Source organism: Loktanella sp. SALINAS62 (assembly GCF_018263905.1).
GTDB lineage: Bacteria > Pseudomonadota > Alphaproteobacteria > Rhodobacterales > Rhodobacteraceae > Loktanella.
On sequence record NZ_JAAFZU010000004.1, the window covers coordinates 25,117 to 43,632 of the forward strand.

Genomic DNA, 18,516 nt, shown 5'->3' on the forward strand with positions numbered 1-18,516 from the left:
GCCATGACAGTAAAACCCCTTGCATCCCCCGGAACGGGCCCGCACGACGCTGATATTCTGCGCATGTCGCAGATCCGGATGAAGTTCGGTTCTGTCGAGGTTCTGCGCGACGTCAACCTGACCTTGCGCCGCAAAGAGATCGTGGGGTTGCTTGGGGCAAACGGGTCGGGCAAATCAACCCTGATCAAGGTGCTGGCTGGGTTCAATTCCCCCCAGCCGGGCAGCGTCGTGCGGCTGTGGGGCGAAGATTTGCCGCTACCGCTGAATGCCGCGCGCATCCGCCAGATGGGTGTCGCCTTTGTCCATCAGCATCTGGCGCTGATTCCCAGCCTGTCTGTCGTCGACAACATGCTGATTTCGGACACATCGCGCAGGCCATATGGCATCAAATGGCGGGCAGAGCGGCGCAAGATCGCAGCGCTGATGGCGGAATTCGATCTGGATATCGACCCGGACGCCATGGTGGAAACTCTGTCGCCGGTGGAACGCGCCTTTGTTGCCATCGTGCGGGCTTTCGCTGAACTGCGGCGGTCGGACGCGGGCCGGGCGGGCGAGGGCATTTTGGTGCTGGATGAACCCACGCCGTTCCTGTCGGTAGCCGACGTCGAAAAGCTGTTCACCGTGTTGCGCAACATTCGGTCGACCGGCGCGTCGGTCATCATCGTGACCCATGACATCGACGAGGTGTTGGCCCTGACTGACCGCGTGGCGGTCATGCGGGACGGCCGCCTTGCTGCGATGATGAAAACGAAGGACACCAGCCGCCAGCAGATCCTTGATACCATCGTCGGGCGCGCAATTGCCGCCTATGTGCGTGCGCCCCGCCCCGCCCCGACAAAACGCAATGTCACCATCGAAGCCCTGACGGGTGGGCGGTGCAAAGGGTTCGACGCGGACCTGAAAGCGGGCGAGATTCTGGGCGTCACCGGTCTGATCGGATCGGGATTTGCCGATGTGCCCTATCTTTTGTTCGGGGCGATGCAGGGGTCGGGCCATATCAAGATTGGCGACACCTATCTGGACGCCGAAAACCTGCCACCGGCCACGGCACATGCGGCGGGCATCGCGTTGCTGCCCGGCGACCGGATGGGGCAGGGCGGTGTCGGGTCATTGTCGGTCACGGAAAACGCAACTTTTCTAGCGCTGCCGCGGATGCGTCGCGGTCCGGGGCTCAGTCATGGCATGATGCGCCGGGCAACGGCTGGTCTGATTGCAGATCACGACGTGCGGCCTGCGAACCCCGATGCGGACCTTGGCAACCTGTCGGGCGGCAATCAGCAAAAGGTGCTTTTGGGCAAATGGCTGGCCGAAGCACCCAAACTGCTGTGTCTGGACGAGCCGACACAGGGCGTCGATTACGGGGCACGGCAACAGATTTTTGCGGCCCTCGATCACGCGGCGGCGCAGGGCATGTCGATTCTGGTCGCGTCGACAGATCACGAACAGCTTGCACAGCTTTGCGACCGGGTTGTCGTGTTCTGGCGCGGGCGTCCTGTGATGACATTGGCCGGCAAGGATGTCGAAAAGGACCGCATCGCGCGCGTCTGCCTTGGTAGCGGTCTGCCCGATACGGAAACACCACATCAGACGGAGGTCTTTGCATGACCGCACAAACCACTCATCCCCCGATGGCCCGGACGCCACGTGCCTGGAAAAAGGATATCGAGCGTTTCGCCCTGCTTGGGGCGTGGGCCGTGCTGATCGCGATCTTTGCGGTCGCCGTTCCGGACACATTCCTGACATGGCGCACATTCAGTTCGATGTTCGGGTCGCAGGCCGTGCTGGTCGTGCTGGCCCTTGCCGTTCTCGTGCCGCTCACGGCTGGGGATTTCGATCTGTCTGCGGCGAACGTGCTTGTATTTTCGGCCATGCTGATCGCCGTGACCAATGTGCAGCTTGGCCTTCCGATCGGACTGTCCATCGTGCTGGCCATCGGGATCGGGGCGCTGATCGGGGCGGTCAACGCATTTTTCATCCTGTTTTTTCGCATCCATTCACTGATCATCACACTGGGCGTGGGCACGTTCCTGCAGGGCCTGACACTTTGGATGTCGCAAAGCCGTACAATTTCGGGCATTTCGATGGATCTGGTCGAGGTCGTGGTGATCCAGCGACTTTTCGGCATCCCGCTTGCCTTCTACTACGGGCTCGCCTTGGCGCTGATCATGTGGTGGGTGCTGGAATACACCATCGCGGGCCGCAAGCTGCTGTTCGTTGGCCGTGGCCGAGAGGTCGCACGCCTGAACGGGGTCAAGGTCGATCGGGTGCGGGTCATGTCTTTGGTGACATCATCGACGCTCGCTGCGATTGCGGGCGTGCTTTACGCGGGGATGACGGGGTCGGCAGATCCGAACTCTGGTTCCGGGTTGCTTCTGCCTGCTTTCGCGGCGGCGTTTCTGGGGGCGACAACGCTGTATCCAGGGCGGTTTAATCCGCTGGGTACGCTTTTGTCGGTGTATTTCCTGATTACCGGGATCACGGGGCTGACGATGCTGGGGGCGGATGCCTTTGTGCAAAGCCTGTTCTACGGTGGGGCACTGGTGGTCGCGGTATCGCTGTCGCAACTTGTCCGTGGCCGTCAACCGCAGAGCTTCGGATGATGTCGGACGCCGTGTTGACAGCTTTTCTGGGTCGCGCTCCGACGGACGAGGATCGCGCCATTCATGCGGACCAGACTGCGCGTCTGGCCGCTGTTCGGAACAATCCGCTGCTGCCCGTCACGGATGGGCTTCAGCGTCAACAGCCTTTCCCGCCGGAGCCAGCATGACACTTCCCCCATTACCGACCATCGCAGCACTGCGCGCGGCGCTGGATGCGGGCCGCGTGACCGCAAATGAACTGACACAGGCAGCCGTGGATCAGGCGCGCGTCAGCACCGCCTTTGCCAGCGTCCGCGTCGTCGAAAATACGGCCGGTCCGCTTGCCGGCATTCCGTTGGCGCACAAGGACATGTTCGACCGACCGCAAGAGCGGGTCGGGATGGGCGCGCATCCATCTGCTGCGATCACGGCAGGGGGGCTGGCCACGGTCCTGTCGCGGCTGGACGCCGCCGGACAGGTCGATATCGGGCGCCTCGCCATGAGCGAATTTGCAATGGGGCCGTCCGGGCACAACGCGCACCACGGCATGCCTGATAACCCTTTGGTGCCGGGGGCAATCACCGGGGGATCTTCGTCCGGGTCTGGCGTCGCGGTGGGTGCGGGTATCGTGCCAGCGGCGCTTGGTTCTGACACAGGTGGATCAATACGGATTCCGGCGGCGTGCAGCGGCGTCGTCGGGTTCAAGCCGACCCAGGGTCTTGTTCCGGTTGACGGCGCGATGCCGCTGTCATGGACGCAGGACTGCGTCGGACCTTTGGCCGCATCGGTCGATTGCGCCGCAACCATCCTGTCGATCATCGCGGGACAGCCGATTGATGACGCTGGCGGGCCGCTGCGGATCGGACTGCTGGCCGGCCCCCTGCAACAGGCCGCGTCTGATCGGATGCAGGCGGCGATGGCAGATGTGGCCCGTCTGCTTGAACACGCGGGCCACGGCCTGACTGATATACCGTTGGCCTTCTTTGACGATTTGACAGAGCCTGCAAACATCATCGCGATCAGCGAAGCCGCAACCGTTCATGCCGACCGCCTGCAACGCCATGCGGAAACCTATGGCCCGCAGGTGCGGGCGCGGCTGGTGCAAGCGGCGGCGATCCCGGCACAGTCCTACCTGCGGGCCGGTCAGATCAGGCAGGCCGCGCGGCAACGCATGGTCGATGTCTTTGGCGATGTTGACATCATACTGATGCCGACGCTTGCGGATGTGCCCCCGCAAGGGGCTTTGGTCGATATCGGCAACGATCCGGAACTGAACCGCGTCATCGCTGGCCTGACCCGTTTCACGCGGCCCGCTTCGATCCTCGGCTTGCCGTCGCTTAGCCTGCCTGTCACGATGACATCTGACGGCCCGCTATCCTTGCAGGTTATGGGCCCGGCCTTTGCCGATGGGCGCGTCGCGCGCGTTGCCAATGCCATCGAAACCGCGCTCGCACTGCGTGCCGCGCCGCCTTCTTTTTAATCATAAGGGATAAAATATGCTTGATGCCGACGCCGCAATGTCCGAGGCGACCGTCGCCCGGCTTTTCACCGAAGCCCGCAGCCAGAACGGCTGGCAGGACCGCAATGTGCCCGACCAGACATTGCGCGACCTGTGGGATATCCTGAAATTTGGACCGACCTCGGCCAACTGCTCGCCCGGGCGGTTCGTTTTCGTGACAAGTGACGAAGCAAAATCGAAGCTGCGCCCGGCGCTGTCGGGTGGCAACCTCGACAAAACGATGTCGGCCCCGGTCTGCGCGATCATCGCCTGGGACCCGGCGTTTTACGACAAGCTGCCAGAACTTTTCCCACACACGGACGCACGCCCCTGGTTTACCGGATCCGAAGCGGTCGCGCACGAAACGGCATTTCGCAACGGCACGCTGATGGGCGGCTACCTGATGCTTGCCGCGCGGACGCTGGGGCTGGACGTGGGACCCATGTCAGGTTTCGATACCGAAAAGGTCGAAGAGGCGTTTTTGGCAGACCGTGGCTGGAAGGTTAATTTCCTGTGCAACATCGGCTATGGTGATCCGTCAAAGGTCTATGACCGTCTGCCGCGACTGGATTTTGACGACGCCTGCGCGATCGTCTGAAAACGGGCGGGGCCGATTGGTCCCGCCCACCGTTTCATTCGACGAAAGCGCCCAGATATTCGGTCGCCGCATCCTCTGAAATCACATCTGCATATTTTGCGTTCATGTCGAACAGGTTCGCGCGGTGCGGGTCGTCGTGCCGGTCGCCGCAGGCTTCTGCCACGACCAGCGTACGAAAACCGTGGCTCATCGCATCGACGCATGTGGCGCGCACGCAACCGGATGTCGTCAGCCCGGTCAACAGAACGCTGTCGCAGCCAAGGCTGGTCAGGGTCGATGCCAGCGACGTGGCGAAGAAGGCGCTGGGATACTGCTTGGTTACGATGATTTCGTCGTCGTGTGGCACAAGGCCCGCCGCGAAGTTGCCTGTTGGCGCATCGGGCAGGAACGCCCGGAGCGGCGCCGCCTTTTCAAAGAAGCGTCCGCCGGTGATGCCCTTGGGATCATAGGACACGCGCGTCAGCACGATCGGAATACCGGCCGCACGAGCGGCGATACGCAGACGCAAGGCGGATGCCAGCGCGTCGTCGACCCCTGCATAAAGTGGGCAATCGCGGTCAAAATAGGCCTGCGCAAAGTCGATCAGCAGCAGGCAGGGTCGTTTACCGAAACCGACGGTCCTGTTGTAGACCCCGGCATAGTTGTCGGACAGATCGTTCATCGCGGGCTCTCTTGTGATCAAGAATTTTAATATGTCCGTACATTTTGTGAAATTTACAGGGGTCTCTCCAGTCCCGGCCGACAGGATGGCTGCAGAACCGTCGAGAAATTACAAAATTGACGTCTAATCCGCATCATTCCGTGAATTTAGATTAAATCTGAGGCACTCATAGGACTTCGTTGCAATCCTTCCCGCAGCAAGCATCGGCTGTTTGACTCGGCCATGGCTTGATCTCCGAATGATTTCAGAGACAGGACCACCTGTCCTGGGACGTAAAAAACGGGGAAAGACCAGACATGATGAAACGGATCAGAACGACACTTCTCGGCTCGGCTGTCGGCCTTGCCCTTATGGCGCTGCCTGCGTGGGCAGACGGGACACTGCGCATCGGGATGACCGCGTCGGACATCCCGCTGACCACAGGCCAGACCGATCAGGGTGGCGAGGGCATGCGGTTCATCGGCTATACAGTCTACGACGCACTCATAAACTGGGATCTTACGTCGGCGGATAAACCGTCAGGGCTGATTCCGGGGCTCGCGACCGAATGGTCGGTGGGTGAGGACGATCTGACATGGACGTTCAAGATGCGTGAAGGCGTGAAATTCCACGACGGGTCCGATTTTACGGCGGACGCGGTGGTCTGGAACTTTGACAAGTTGCTGGACGATACATCCGAACAATATGACCCGCGCCAGTCCGCGCAGGGCAAATCCCGTATGCCTGCTGTCGCCAGCTACCGCGCCATCGACCCGCTGACGCTGGAGATCACCACCAACGTGCCCGACGCCACGCTGCCCTATCAGTTGGCATGGATCCTGATGTCGTCACCTGCCCAGTGGGAAGCTTTGGATAAAAGCTGGGACGCCTTTGCCGAGGATCCATCGGGCACCGGCCCTTGGATCTTGGACAGCTTTGTGCCGCGTGAACGTGCCGAACTTTTACCGAACGAAGCGTATTGGGACACGACCCGGGTGCCGCAACTGGACAAGCTGATCCTTATTCCGTTGCCCGAACCCAATGCGCGGTCCGCCGCCCTGATGTCCGGTCAGGTCGACTGGATCGAGGCACCTGCCCCCGACGTGATCCCGGCCTTGCAGGGCAATGGTTTCAGCGTCGTGTCCAATACATTGCCGCACAACTGGACATGGCACCTGTCGCGGCTGGACGGGTCGCCGTGGAATGACATCAACGTGCGCAAAGCGGCCAATCTGGCCATCGACCGTGAAGGCATGTCGACGCTGCTGGGCGGCATGATGGTTCCCGCCGAAGGCTTTCTGCCACCGGGGTCGCAATGGTTCGGCACGCCGGAATTCAAGGTGTCCTACGACGTGGACGCGGCAAAGGCGCTGATGGAGGAATCAGGCTATGGGCCGGACAACCGGCTGGCAGTCAAAGCGTTGATCTCGCCCTCTGGTTCAGGGCAGATGCTGCCGCTGCCGATGAATGAATATATCCAGCAAAATCTGGCCGAGGTCTGGATCGACGTGGAATTCGAGGTCGTCGAATGGAACACGATGATCAACATCTGGCGTGCCGGTGCAGCGGACGAAAGCAGTCAGGACACGCAATCGATCAACTTTACCTATTTCATCCAGGACCCGTTCACCGGCCTGATCCGCCACCTGTCCTGCGATTTGATCGCTCCGAACGGTACCAACTGGGGTCATTACTGCGACCCAGAGATGGAAGAGCTGTTCAATGAGATCCGCACCACTTTCGATCCCGATGAGCAGATCAAGGTCCTGCAACGAACGCACGAAAAATTCGTGAATGATGCGCTGTTCCTGATGGTTACCCACGACGTGGCACCGCGCGCCATGGCGGCCAACGTAAAGGGCTTCGTGCAGGCGCAGAACTGGTACCAGAACTTCAGCTCAATCACGATGGAGTAAAAGGGCAGGGGCGGCCACCGCGCCGCCCCGTCCGATTGTCATGCTTGGATATCTTTTCAGCCGTTTGGTCTCTGTGATCCCTGTCGCCCTTGGCGTCAGCCTGATCTGTTTCCTGCTCGTGCACATTGCCCCCGGTGACCCGCTGGTCGCCATCATGCCCATCGATGCCACCGCCGAGCAGGAGGCGGAAATGCGTGCTGTCTACGGCTTTGACAAACCATTGCCGGTGCAGTTCGGCATCTGGCTGTCCAACGCTGTGCAGGGCGATCTGGGGCGGTCCATCGCCACGGGCCGCCCGGTCGGACCGGAAGTGACACGCGCCGTCGGAAACACGTTGCTTCTGGCCGCCGCTGCAAGCGTCATCGGCTTTCCGCTGGGCATCTTCTTTGGTTTCATGGCGGGTTACCTGCGCGATACGGTCTGGGACCGCATCATCACCGCATCTGCGATTGCTGGCGTATCCACGCCGAATTACTGGCTGGGGATGGTGCTGGTCATCATCTTCTCGATCACCTGGCCGTTGCTGCCGTCGATGGGGGCCGGGCCGGGTGGGTCGGGCGCCTGGGTCTGGGACTGGCAACACATGCGCCACCTTGTCCTGCCCGCGATCACACTGGCCGTGGTGCCGATGGGAATCGTCATGCGCACGACGCGGGCGTTGGTGTCGGACATTCTGGATCAGGACTTTGTTCAAGCGCTTTATGCCAAGGGCATGACGCGAACCGGCGTGCTGCGCCACGTCGCGCGAAATGCAGCCCCCACGGCGCTGTCCGTTATCGGCCTTCAGCTGGGCTATCTGCTGGGTGGATCAATCCTGATCGAGACGGTCTTCAATTGGCCGGGCTCCGGCTACCTGCTGTCCGTCGCGATCCTGCAAAGGGACCTGCCAATGCTGCAAGGTACGATCCTTGTGCTGGCGATGTTCTTTGTCACGCTGAACCTGTTGGTGGACATCGCCCAATCCATGATCGACCCAAGGATCTCGCGCGCATGACCTTTACCACCACACCCGCATCCGTCGTAATCGAAGTCCCGGCCGCGCCTACTGTCAGTTATTGGGCCGGGGTCTGGCACCGCTTGCGGCGAGATCCTGCGGCACTGATTTGTGCCGCGATCCTTCTGGCGCTTATCTTTTCCGCGACTTTCGCGCCGTGGCTTGGTTTTGCCGATCCTTACACCGGGTCGATGATCAACCGGCTGAAACCGATCGGGACCGAAGGGCACATCCTCGGGACTGATGAACTGGGCCGGGACATGCTGTCGCGGCTGATCTATGGCGGGCGGCTGACGCTGTTTCTTGGCATCACGCCGGTCGTCACGGCCTTTGTCATCGGCACCACCCTTGGGCTGATCGCCGGCTATGTCGGCGGCTGGATCAATGCGCTGATCATGCGGGTGACGGACGTTTTCTTTGCGTTTCCTTCTGTTTTGCTGGCCATCGCGATTTCCGGTGCGTTGGGCGCGGGGATCGTCAACTCTTTGGTGTCGTTGACCATTGTCTTTATCCCGCCGATTACGCGGGTCGCGGAAAGCGTTACCGCTTCGGTGCGCAAGCTGGACTACGTCGATGCGGCACGGGCCAGCGGGGCAGGCAATTTCACGATCGTCCGCGTTCAGGTGCTGGGCAATGTGCTGGGGCCGATTTTCGTCTATGCGACCAGCCTGACCAGCGTGTGCATGATCATTTCTGCCGGTCTGTCGTTTCTGGGACTTGGCGTCAAACCACCAGAGCCGGAATGGGGCCTGATGCTGAATACCCTGCGCACCGCGATCTACATCAATCCGTGGGTGGCGGCCCTGCCGGGGATGATGATCTTTATCACGTCGCTCTGCCTGAACCTGCTGTCCGACGGCCTGAGGAGTGCGATGAATGTCCGCCAGTAATACCCTAAGCATTGCGCCGTCGCTGGCCGACGTCGGCGGCCCGGCGCAGCCGCTGATCACCGCCCGCGACCTGACCTGCCATTTCCCGGTCAGATCGGGCACCTTCGCCCCCAAAAAAGTTGTCCGTGCCGTAGACGGGATCGATTTTACAATTCGAAAAGGCGAGACGCTGGGCGTGGTCGGCGAATCCGGTTGCGGCAAATCCACGACCGCGCGCCTGTTAATCGGGCTGGTACCGGTCACCGGGGGCAAGATCATCTACGACGGGCAGGAATTGGGCGCAGACCTTAGCCTGCGCAACCTGCGTCGCGGCGTGCAGATGGTGTTTCAGGACAGCTTTGCGTCTCTCAACCCCCGCCTTACCATTGAGGAAACCATTGCCTTTGGCCCAAAGGTCAACGGCGTCCCACAAGCCGAGGCGCTGGCGATTGCGCGCGATCTGCTGGACCGTATCGGTCTGGACCCCGCGCGCTTTGCCGGTCGCTACCCGCACGAATTGTCGGGCGGCCAGCGGCAGCGTGTCAACATCGGACGTGCCTTGGCGATGCGTCCGCGTCTGCTGATCCTGGACGAGGCCGTTTCGGCGCTCGACAAATCGGTCGAGGCGCAGGTGCTGAACCTGCTCGATGACTTGCGGCGGGATTTTGACCTGACGTACATGTTCATAAGTCATGATCTGAACGTCGTACGCTTCATTTCTGACAGGCTGATGGTGATGTATCTGGGCGAGATCGTAGAGGTCGGACCTGCAGAGGCACTTTATCATAAGCAGGCGCATCCCTACACGGCGGCGCTGTTTGCCGCGATGCCGTCGATGGACCCCGATGCGCGCACGCAGGTGCCACCGCTTGCGGGTGATCCACCCAATCCGATCGACCCGCCGTCCGGCTGTCGTTTTCACACCCGCTGCCCGCAGGCCAGTGCCGTCTGCGGCATGACCCGGCCCAAGGTCACGACGCTGGGACCGGGGCATCAGGTCGCCTGCCACCTGCATGATCCCAATTCCGGCCATCCAGAGGCCACGACATGACAGCACTTGTTGAGATAGAAGACCTCACCGTCCGTTTTTCCGGCGAACGCACCGTCCACGCGATCAACGGCGTCAGCCTGTCGGTCGCCAAAGGAGAGGTCTTGGCCCTGCTGGGCGAAAGCGGATCGGGCAAGAGTGTCACGCTCAAATCCATCATGCAGTTGCTGCCCGGACGCCGGACGCAGATTGGCGGCAGGATCAGGTTCGACGGGCGCGACGTGCTGGCGCTGAAAGGTCGTGCGCTGGCTGATTTTCGTGGGCGCGATGTTGCGATGATCTTTCAGGATCCGTCGCTTGCGCTGGACCCGGTCTATTCCATTGGCACCCAGATCGCAGAAACCGTGATCCGCCACGAAGGCGTTTCCCGCGTCGCGGCGCGATCACGGGCGCTGGACATGCTCAAACGCGTGCGCATCCCATCTGCGGAACGCCGTCTGGACAACTACCCGCATGAGATGTCGGGCGGCATGCGGCAGCGGGCAATGATCGCGCTGGCGCTGGCCTGCGGACCACGTCTTCTGTTGGCCGATGAGCCGACGACGGCGCTGGACGCGACCGTGCAGATGCAGGTGCTGTTGTTGTTAAGAGAGTTGCAGCAAGAGATGGACATGTCCGTGATTTTCGTGACCCACGACATCGGCGTGGCTGTGGAAATCGCGGACCGGGTGGCCGTGATGTATGCGGGCACAATCGTGGAAACCGGGACCATATCACAGATCATCAAGGACCCGCGCCACCCCTATACAAAGGGGCTGCTGGCCGCGAACCTGCACGGTGCGGTCAAGGGCTCGCGCCTTGATGCGATTCCTGGTGCGCCACCGACGCTGGAAGAACCGCCGACGTCATGCCCTTTTGCCCCGCGTTGCCCGTCTGCGCTGCCGGTCTGCCGCGAGGCGCGTCCGCCGCTGGTGAACAGGGGACCGGGCCGCGCCGTTGCCTGCGTGCTGGAACAGGAACCGGCCATATGAGCGGTATCGAGCGTCGATTGGCGGACCTGGGTTTGGCGCTGCCGTCCACCTGTCCGCCACGTGCCAGTTTTGTAAAGGCGCGCACGTGGAACGGACTGCTGATGTTGTCTGGTCAAATATGCGAATGGAATGGCGAGCCGCGCTGGTTCGGCCCGGTGACAGACGCCTCGGACATGGAAGAGACCCGCAAGGCCGCGCAGATGTGCGCCCTCAACCTGCTGTTCTGCGCAAAGGAGGCGCTGGGATCGTTGGATCGCATTGATGCGATCTTGCGCCTTGGCGGATTCGTCAACGCCGCGCCGGGGTTTGGCGCTGGGCCTGCGGTGATCGATGGGGCGTCCGATCTTTTCATTGCGCTGTTCGGCGACGCGGGCCGCCATGCGCGCACCGCCGTCTGTGTGTCAAGCTTGCCGGTCAACGCAGCGGTCGAGGTCGATGCCATGATCGCGTACACATGAGCGTGGTCCGCAACGCTCGGGCTGGCCGGGCTGCGCGACGGTCAGAAGCGCAGCATGCGTAGCCTGATCGCCGCTGTTGCGCAGATGGGTCCGATTGCGCGCGATGAACCGCGCAGCAGTGCAGTAAAACGGATGTGCGCGATGATGTCCGAGTCTGCCGACCGTGGGGCCACGCTGGTCGTATTTCCTGAACTTGCCCTGACGACGTTTTTCCCGCGCTGGTATATGAAAGGCGCCGCGCTGGACCATTGGTTCGAAACCGAGATGCCAAATCCCGCCGTGCAACCGCTGTTCGATCTGTCGGTGCGCCTGAACCTGACATTTCACCTTGGCTATGCGGAACTGACACCGGACGGACACCGTTTTAATACCGCGATCATGGTCGAATGTGGCAGGATCGTCGGTAAATACCGCAAGATTCACCTGCCCGGACATCGCGAACCCGAAGATTGGCGGCCCTTTCAGCATCTCGAAAAACGCTACTTCGCAACAGGCGATCTGGGATTTCCTGTTTTTGACGCGGTGGGCGGCAAGGTGGGGATGTGTATTTGCAACGACCGGCGGTGGCCTGAAACTTGGCGAATGTTGGGCCTGCAGGGTGCGGAACTGGTTGCGCTTGGATACAATACACCGCTGCACTATCCACCCGCACCGGAACACGATCACCTGCAATATTTCCACAACGCGTTGTCGATACAGGCGGGCTGCTATCAAAACGGACTTTGGGCGCTGGCGTCGGCCAAGGCAGGGTGCGAGGAAGGCTGCGATCTGATCGGCGGCAGCATGATCGTGGCTCCGACGGGTGAAATCGTAGCGCAGGCGCAGGGTGTGGCGGACGAAGTCATCACCAGTCGCATCGACCTTGATCGTTGCGCTGAAATCCGCCGCAATATCTTTGACCTTGCCCAGCATCGCGAACCCCAGACCTATGGTTTGCTGACCGCACCGACGGCAGGCTGACGCTGTGGCGGACCGTCTCGCCCATGCTGACGTCACTGATTTGCTGGAATCATTTGCTGCCGGGACTGCCACGCCGCATGACGCCGTGAACCTTGTGCTTGACCGTATCGCACAATGGGACCCTTTGCTGAACGCCTATTCTGCACGATCCAAAACCCTGCAGACGGACGCTCAGGCCGCCACGGACCGCTGGGCCAAAGGGCTGGCGATGGGTCCTCTCGACGGGGTACCCGTTGTGATAAAAGACAACCTTGTGTCGCGGGGGCTGCCTGCGGCGTGGGGGAACGCGTCGCTGGCAGGCCGGATCGCAGACCATGACGAACTGCCGGTCGCGCGTCTGCGGGCCGCCGGTGCGCTGGTGATTGGCAAAGGCAATACGCCAGAATTTGCAATCGATGGATATACCGCCAATACAACCTTTGGCGTGACGCGAAACCCGTTTGATCCCACACTTACACCCGGCGGTTCATCAGGCGGAGTCGTCGCGGCGGTAGCTTCTGGGATGGCTTTCGCGGGGCTTGCGACGGACGGCGGCGGGTCGATCCGCAGACCCGCAGGGTACACAGGGCTCGTTGGCCTGAAACCGGGTCTTGGCCATGTGCCCCGGCGCGACGGGCTGACGCAGCTGCTGCTTGATTTCGAAGTCGCGGGTCCAGTCGCCCGGTCGTTACGCGATCTGCGGTTGCTGGATTCGGTACTGTCGGGGCGCAGACATGATCCGGCCCCTGTTGGTGCCTGCCGAATACTTGCTGTTCCCATCCTTGCAGGTTCGCCGTGCGATCCGGCCATCCTGCAGGCCTTTGCGACCGCAGTCGACGCTCTGGCGGCTCAGGGACACGACGTCAGAACGGGGCGATTGCCCTATGATCTTGCAGATCTGAATACCGTCTGGGGTCAGGTCGTGGACGTGGGGCTGTCCGCATATTTTCGCAACGACCCCGACGTCGCGCAAAGCGCCGCACCCAAATACCGAGCGATGGCGGCCCGCGGCGACGCGATCTTGGCCACTACATTTCAGTCCGCCCTTACCCAGATCAATGCTCTGCGTGCCGCTGCGCGCGATCTTTGGGGGTTTGACGCAATCCTGATGCCGACCTCTGCGGCGCAACCTTGGCCCGCCGCGGACAGTCACCCGCCCGTGATAGCGGGCAAAAGCGTCGGACCACGCGGGCATGCGGTCTATACCGGTTGGGTCAACGCCGCGGGCCTGCCCGCGATCGCCTTTCCGGCGCCTGTCGCCAGTGGCCTTCCCATCGGCATGCAACTGATTGGCAAGATCGGTGACGAAGGCCGGCTGATGGATTTGATCGCCCCGATCCTTAGCCCGTTTCGCTGGCCGCATTTGCCGTTTTCAGGTTGATCGAAACTGCGCCAAAGCCTTTTATCCAGCCGGTCACGACGGCTTCCGGCCCGAACCACGGCAAGCCGCACAATGACCCGGTGATGACCGTTTGCCCGACGTGAAGACCGCCACAATAATCACCAAGGTGCGCCACCAGCAATGCGAGGTTCGCAAGCGCTGATCCGCCTGGCACCGTCGCGGGTCTGTCAAGGACAACCTGCGTTTCCGACGCAAGCCGTGCCGGCAAGGTCCCGAAATCCGCGCCGTCCCAGTGCATGACACAGGGGCCGTTCACCATACCGGCGTTGATCTGAAAATCTGCGAACTTCAGATCGGGACGTGCGGCGTTTTCACCAGTCATGCGTGATCCGACCAGTTCCAGCACGATGCAGGGCCGGAAATAATCCTGAACGCGGTCCGGCAATGACGCCGTGGGCAGCGCGCGGGTCAGCGTAAATCCGATCTCGAGTTCGATCCCGACCGGGTCGGTCGTCTGCCTGACGCCACCATCGCGTTCTTGGTATCGGGCCTGAATGGGTGCGATCACCGGCGGGCCCCCGTCGGGGTCAGCGCCCACCTTGAAACCCGCCACCGGGCCCAGTGCCGCGCTGACGCCGGACTGGATCGACATGATCTGGGCGCGGGACAGGACCGCGCCGGTTTCCAAGACCCTGCTGCCGGATCGGTGCGCCGCGACTAGGGCCGCGATGATGTCATCTGTTCTGGACATGTTTATTTTCGATGGTGCGTTGCACCGCGCGCGCGGCGCTCAGGATCGGATTGATCAATGGTACGGGTGACACGTCGCGCAAACGTTCTGCCGCGGCGCCAAGTGGGCCACCGCCGATGATGACATGTTGTGCGCCCGCATCCGCGGCGCGTGCGATTTGCACGAGAAGTGCCGCATCAAGTGCTTGCGCGTCCAGCATCAGCACGTCCGGATCGTCATTCGCACAAAAACAGCCCACATAAGTTGCGCCCTGTGCATGTGACATCATCAAGCCATCAATCGACGGGACAAGCGAGGGCGTTGTCGTGGCGACCGCAAAGGCCGCACCAGTGGATGCGACCTCCCTTGCGGCGGCTGCACCAATCCCGATCACTGGACAGGGCGCACGTCGGGCGAGCCGCAGCGCCCCCGGATCACCGAACGCCGCGACAATGATCATATCCGGCCAATCGTGTATCTCCGCCTTGGCGATGATATCCGCTGCGGCACACAGCGCCTTTGCCGTTGTGATCATCTTCGGCCCCACCGGCGCGGTCCACGGCACCGGCGCGTTCAGCAGGCAGGTGGCTGCGATACGGCACATCACATCCGTTGTCGCCGCGTTGGAATTCGGATTCATCAGCAGGGTGGTCGTCATTGTGCCTCGCCGCAAAGCCTGACTACAGCCACTGATAGTCATGGTAGGCCGCGCATGTTGCAAGGAACATTCACAAAACTGATGAACGAGGGTCCGTTTGCGCAGGTTGACACGCAGCTGCGGCTTGACGCGCGGTTTGGCGATGACATCCGTAGTCATGGTGCCACGGCAGAGGTGCGTTTCCACTTCTGATCCAATGTTTTAATTCTGCGGCGCCCGGATGAAACCGGGCGCCGCAGTGCTTTTCACGTGTCTGTAATTCTGCGGGTATGGGCTGCGGATAGGGGCCATCGCAGATTCTTGTGCTGCCGTCTTGCCACGCCAGCGGCACGTCCCTATAAGCCGCCCATCCACCCAGCCTCGGATTCGTCCGGGGCTTTGTGTTTATGCCGATCAGGTTGCGGGAAACCGGGGCTGATCGAACCAACCGGGCACCTACGGGGGCCTATCACATCAGGATCGGGGTGCCTTGCGCCTTCGGTCCGCCAAGCAAACGGAAGAAGCTAACATGGCACTCAAGTCGTACAAGCCGACGACGCCGGGCCAGCGTGGGCTGGTGCTAATCGACCGTTCGGAGCTTTGGAAAGGACGTCCCGTCAAATCCCTTACAGAGGGTCTGACGAAATCGGGCGGCCGGAACAACACCGGACGGATCACCTCGCGTCGTATTGGTGGGGGCGCAAAGCGTCTTTATCGCATCGTCGATTTCAAGCGTAACAAGCTGGACATGTCCGCTGTTATCGTGCGGATCGAATATGACCCGAACCGCACCGCATTCATCGCGCTGATCCAGTACGAAGACGGCACCCAGAATTACATCCTCGCGCCGCAGCGCGTGTCCATCGGTGACAAGGTGATCGCGTCCGCGCGCGCCGACATCAAGCCGGGCAACGCAATGCCGTTTTCCGGTATGCCCATCGGTACGATCGTTCACAACATCGAACTGAAGGCAGGCAAGGGCGGCCAGATCGCACGGTCCGCCGGCACCTATGCCCAGTTCGTCGGTCGTGACGGCGGTTATGCCCAGATCCGTTTGTCTTCGGGCGAACTGCGTCTGGTGCGTCAGGAATGCATGGCCACCATCGGTGCCGTGTCCAACCCCGACAACTCCAACCAGAACTTCGGCAAGGCTGGCCGCACCCGTCACCAGGGCAAGCGCCCGTCGGTCCGCGGTGTCGCCATGAACCCGATTGACCACCCGCACGGCGGTGGTGAAGGCCGGACCTCTGGTGGTCGTCACCCTGTCACGCCCTGGGGTAAACCCACCAAGGGCGCCAAGACGCGTAACCGCAAGAAGGCATCCAGCAGCCTGATCGTCCGCACGCGTCACCAAAAGAAGAAAGGCCGCTAATATGGCTCGTTCCGTCTGGAAAGGCCCGTTCGTCGACGCTTATGTGCTGAAAAAAGCCGAAGCATCGCGCGAAAGCGGCCGCAACGAAGTGATCAAGATCTGGTCGCGTCGTTCCACTATCCTGCCTCAGTTCGTTGGCCTGACCTTTGGGGTCTACAACGGCAAGAAGCACATCCCCGTCAACGTCAGCGAAGACATGATCGGTCAGAAGTTCGGTGAATATTCACCGACGCGGACCTATTACGGTCACGCCGCCGACAAAAAAGCGAAGCGGAAGTAAGCCATGAGCAAGGACAAAAATCCCCGCCGCGTGGCCGACAACGAAGCCCGTGCAAAGCTGCGGATGCTGCGTACCAGCCCGCAAAAGCTGAACCTTGTCGCAGAACTGATCCGCGGCAAAAAGGTCGAACGCGCCTTGACCGATCTGACCTTCTCGAAGAAGCGGATCGCGCAGGACGTGAAGAAGTGTCTTCAGTCGGCCATCGCCAACGCAGAGAACAACCACAACCTTGACGTCGACGAACTGGTCGTCGCAGAGGCCTATGTGGGCAAGAACCTGTTGATGAAGCGCGGACGCCCCCGGGCCCGCGGCCGTTTCGGCAAGATCGTCAAGCCGTTCTCTGAAATCACCATTCTGGTGCGCCAAGTTGAGGAGCAAGCGTAATGGGTAACAAAGTTAATCCTATCGGCATGCGTCTTCAGGTCAACCGCACCTGGGACAGCCGCTGGTTCGCGAACACCAAGGATTACGGCGATCTTCTGCTTGAAGACCTCGCGATCAAGGCGTTCATCCGCAAGGAATGCAAGCAGGCCGGCATCAGCCGCGTGATCATCGAACGTCCGCACCGCAAGTGCCGCGTCACTATCCACGCAGCCCGTCCGGGCGTCATCATCGGCAAGAAAGGTGCAGACATCGAAGGTCTGCGTCAGAAGCTGGCGAAACTGACCGCATCCGAACTGCACCTGAACATCGTCGAAGTCCGCAAGCCGGAACTGGACGCTGCTTTGGTGGCCGAAAATATCGGACAGCAGCTGGAACGCCGCGTGTCCTTCCGTCGCGCGATGAAGCGTGCGGTGCAGAACACGATGCGCATGGGTGGCCTGGGTATCCGGGTGAACCTGGCCGGTCGTCTGGGCGGCGCCGAAATCGCACGGACCGAATGGTACCGCGAGGGCCGCGTGCCCCTGCATACCCTGCGGGCCGACATCGATTACGCGCTGTACGAAGCCATGACCCCCTATGGTATCATCGGGATCAAGGTCTGGATCTTCAAAGGCGAGATCATGGAACACGATCCGCAAGCGCACGATCGCAAACATGCCGAGCTTCAGGAAGGCGCTATCCCGCGCGGTCCTGGTGGCCCGCGTCGCGACCGGTAAGGAGTAGAACACATGCTACAGCCGAAACGCACAAAATTCCGCAAGATGCACAAGGGCCGCATCAAGGGTGAAGCAAAGGGCGGGTTTGACCTGAACTTTGGCACCTTTGGCCTGAAAGCGTTGGAACCGGAACGTATCACCGCGCGCCAGATCGAAGCTGCACGTCGTGCCATGACGCGTCACATGAAACGTCAGGGCCGCGTCTGGATCCGGATTTTCCCGGATCTGCCCGTCACCTCCAAGCCGGTCGAAGTCCGGATGGGTAAAGGTAAGGGGTCGGTCGACTTCTGGGCAGCCAAGGTCAAGCCGGGCCGTGTGATGTTTGAAATCGACGGCGTCGACGAAGTCACCGCACGCGAGGCCCTGCGCCTGGCCGCGATGAAACTGCCGATCAAGACCCGCACCGTGGTCCGCGAAGACTGGTAACCCCGGTTCTGTGTTAACTGTCGAAGGGCCCCTGCCAGATGGTGGGGGCCTTTTGCATTGCGATTGCCAATTGGCAATCGGTCGGAAAAGCGCACTGGCCCAAACGCTTGTGGCACTGG

The 18,516-nt window shown here is 61.4% G+C and carries 20 protein-coding genes; 17 read left to right on the top strand and 3 right to left on the bottom strand.

Features of this window, described 5'->3' with window-relative positions; translation table 11 throughout:
* The first annotated feature begins 3 nt into the window (after window positions 1–3).
* The 4 genes from GZH79_RS03420 (at window position 4) to GZH79_RS03435 (ending at window position 4,675) form a co-directional block, all read left to right on the top strand.
* Window positions 4–1,605, top strand: coding sequence for a sugar ABC transporter ATP-binding protein (locus tag GZH79_RS03420; RefSeq protein ID WP_211641850.1), 1,602 nt, complete (start codon window positions 4–6; stop codon window positions 1,603–1,605).
* Window positions 1,602–2,600, top strand: coding sequence for an ABC transporter permease (locus GZH79_RS03425; RefSeq protein WP_249218960.1), 999 nt, complete (start codon window positions 1,602–1,604; stop codon window positions 2,598–2,600). The genes GZH79_RS03420 and GZH79_RS03425 overlap by 4 nt, the downstream gene beginning before the upstream one ends.
* A 163-nt stretch (window positions 2,601–2,763) precedes the next feature.
* Complete coding sequence (locus GZH79_RS03430) at window positions 2,764–4,059, top strand: amidase (protein WP_211641852.1); 1,296 nt, start codon at window positions 2,764–2,766, stop codon at window positions 4,057–4,059.
* 16 nt (window positions 4,060–4,075) lie between these two features.
* Complete coding sequence (locus tag GZH79_RS03435; protein ID WP_211641853.1) at window positions 4,076–4,675, top strand: malonic semialdehyde reductase; 600 nt, start codon at window positions 4,076–4,078, stop codon at window positions 4,673–4,675.
* Between the two features lie 34 nt (window positions 4,676–4,709).
* Here GZH79_RS03435 and GZH79_RS03440 read toward each other — a convergent pair whose 3' ends face one another.
* Window positions 4,710–5,336 (bottom strand): isochorismatase family protein, encoded by a 627-nt coding sequence (locus GZH79_RS03440; protein WP_211641855.1) that lies wholly within the window; start codon window positions 5,334–5,336, stop codon window positions 4,710–4,712.
* A gap of 299 nt (window positions 5,337–5,635) precedes the next feature.
* On the opposite strand from GZH79_RS03440, the gene GZH79_RS03445 reads away from it, so the two are divergent.
* Genes GZH79_RS03445 through GZH79_RS03480 form a run of 8 tightly spaced genes read left to right on the top strand, consistent with a single transcriptional unit; the run spans window position 5,636 to window position 13,891 of the window.
* Window positions 5,636–7,231 carry an ABC transporter substrate-binding protein gene (locus GZH79_RS03445; RefSeq protein ID WP_249218961.1) on the top strand — a complete coding sequence of 532 codons (1,596 nt, stop codon included), beginning with the start codon at window positions 5,636–5,638 and terminating at the stop codon, window positions 7,229–7,231.
* A gap of 40 nt (window positions 7,232–7,271) precedes the next feature.
* On the top strand, window positions 7,272–8,225 hold the full coding sequence (locus GZH79_RS03450) for an ABC transporter permease (RefSeq protein WP_211641857.1): 954 nt from the start codon (window positions 7,272–7,274) through the stop codon (window positions 8,223–8,225).
* Window positions 8,222–9,115: an ABC transporter permease gene (locus tag GZH79_RS03455; RefSeq protein WP_211641858.1), complete on the top strand. Its 894-nt coding sequence runs from the start codon at window positions 8,222–8,224 to the stop codon at window positions 9,113–9,115. Before GZH79_RS03450 ends, GZH79_RS03455 begins: the two co-directional genes overlap by 4 nt.
* Window positions 9,102–10,145 (top strand): oligopeptide/dipeptide ABC transporter ATP-binding protein, encoded by a 1,044-nt coding sequence (locus tag GZH79_RS03460; RefSeq protein WP_211641859.1) that lies wholly within the window; start codon window positions 9,102–9,104, stop codon window positions 10,143–10,145. Before GZH79_RS03455 ends, GZH79_RS03460 begins: the two co-directional genes overlap by 14 nt.
* Window positions 10,142–11,113, top strand: coding sequence for an ABC transporter ATP-binding protein (locus GZH79_RS03465; protein WP_211641862.1), 972 nt, complete (start codon window positions 10,142–10,144; stop codon window positions 11,111–11,113). The genes GZH79_RS03460 and GZH79_RS03465 overlap by 4 nt, the downstream gene beginning before the upstream one ends.
* Window positions 11,110–11,571, top strand: coding sequence for a RidA family protein (locus tag GZH79_RS03470; protein ID WP_211641864.1), 462 nt, complete (start codon window positions 11,110–11,112; stop codon window positions 11,569–11,571). Before GZH79_RS03465 ends, GZH79_RS03470 begins: the two co-directional genes overlap by 4 nt.
* A gap of 54 nt (window positions 11,572–11,625) precedes the next feature.
* Entirely contained in the window at window positions 11,626–12,531 is a 906-nt protein-coding gene (locus tag GZH79_RS03475; RefSeq protein WP_211641865.1) for an N-carbamoyl-D-amino-acid hydrolase, read from the top strand.
* Between the two features lie 4 nt (window positions 12,532–12,535).
* Window positions 12,536–13,891: an amidase gene (locus GZH79_RS03480; RefSeq protein ID WP_211641867.1), complete on the top strand. Its 1,356-nt coding sequence runs from the start codon at window positions 12,536–12,538 to the stop codon at window positions 13,889–13,891.
* Here the strand turns inward: GZH79_RS03480 and GZH79_RS03485 are convergent.
* Window positions 13,851–14,603 (bottom strand): hydratase, encoded by a 753-nt coding sequence (locus GZH79_RS03485; RefSeq protein WP_211641868.1) that lies wholly within the window; start codon window positions 14,601–14,603, stop codon window positions 13,851–13,853. The genes GZH79_RS03480 and GZH79_RS03485 overlap by 41 nt on opposite strands.
* Window positions 14,587–15,240, bottom strand: a complete 654-nt coding sequence (locus tag GZH79_RS03490) for an aspartate/glutamate racemase family protein (RefSeq protein ID WP_249218962.1) — start codon at window positions 15,238–15,240, stop codon at window positions 14,587–14,589. Before GZH79_RS03490 ends, GZH79_RS03485 begins: the two co-directional genes overlap by 17 nt.
* Window positions 15,241–15,748: 508 nt before the next feature.
* Here GZH79_RS03490 and rplB point away from each other — a divergent pair.
* Genes rplB through rplP form a run of 5 tightly spaced genes read left to right on the top strand, consistent with a single transcriptional unit; the run spans window position 15,749 to window position 18,397 of the window.
* Window positions 15,749–16,591 (top strand): 50S ribosomal protein L2, encoded by an 843-nt coding sequence (gene rplB / locus GZH79_RS03495; RefSeq protein WP_211641869.1) that lies wholly within the window; start codon window positions 15,749–15,751, stop codon window positions 16,589–16,591.
* Between the two features lies 1 nt (window position 16,592).
* A complete protein-coding gene (rpsS, locus tag GZH79_RS03500) occupies window positions 16,593–16,871 on the top strand; it encodes a 30S ribosomal protein S19 (protein WP_008236480.1) in 279 nt (92 codons plus the stop codon).
* Between the two features lie 3 nt (window positions 16,872–16,874).
* The gene (rplV, locus tag GZH79_RS03505) at window positions 16,875–17,255 is read left to right on the top strand and encodes a 50S ribosomal protein L22 (RefSeq protein WP_211641870.1); all 381 of its coding nucleotides are present in this window, start codon (window positions 16,875–16,877) and stop codon (window positions 17,253–17,255) included.
* The gene (gene rpsC, locus GZH79_RS03510) at window positions 17,255–17,971 is read left to right on the top strand and encodes a 30S ribosomal protein S3 (RefSeq protein ID WP_211641871.1); all 717 of its coding nucleotides are present in this window, start codon (window positions 17,255–17,257) and stop codon (window positions 17,969–17,971) included. The genes rplV and rpsC overlap by 1 nt, the downstream gene beginning before the upstream one ends.
* A gap of 12 nt (window positions 17,972–17,983) precedes the next feature.
* Window positions 17,984–18,397, top strand: coding sequence for a 50S ribosomal protein L16 (gene rplP, locus GZH79_RS03515; protein ID WP_056038998.1), 414 nt, complete (start codon window positions 17,984–17,986; stop codon window positions 18,395–18,397).
* Window positions 18,398–18,516: the final 119 nt, after the last annotated feature.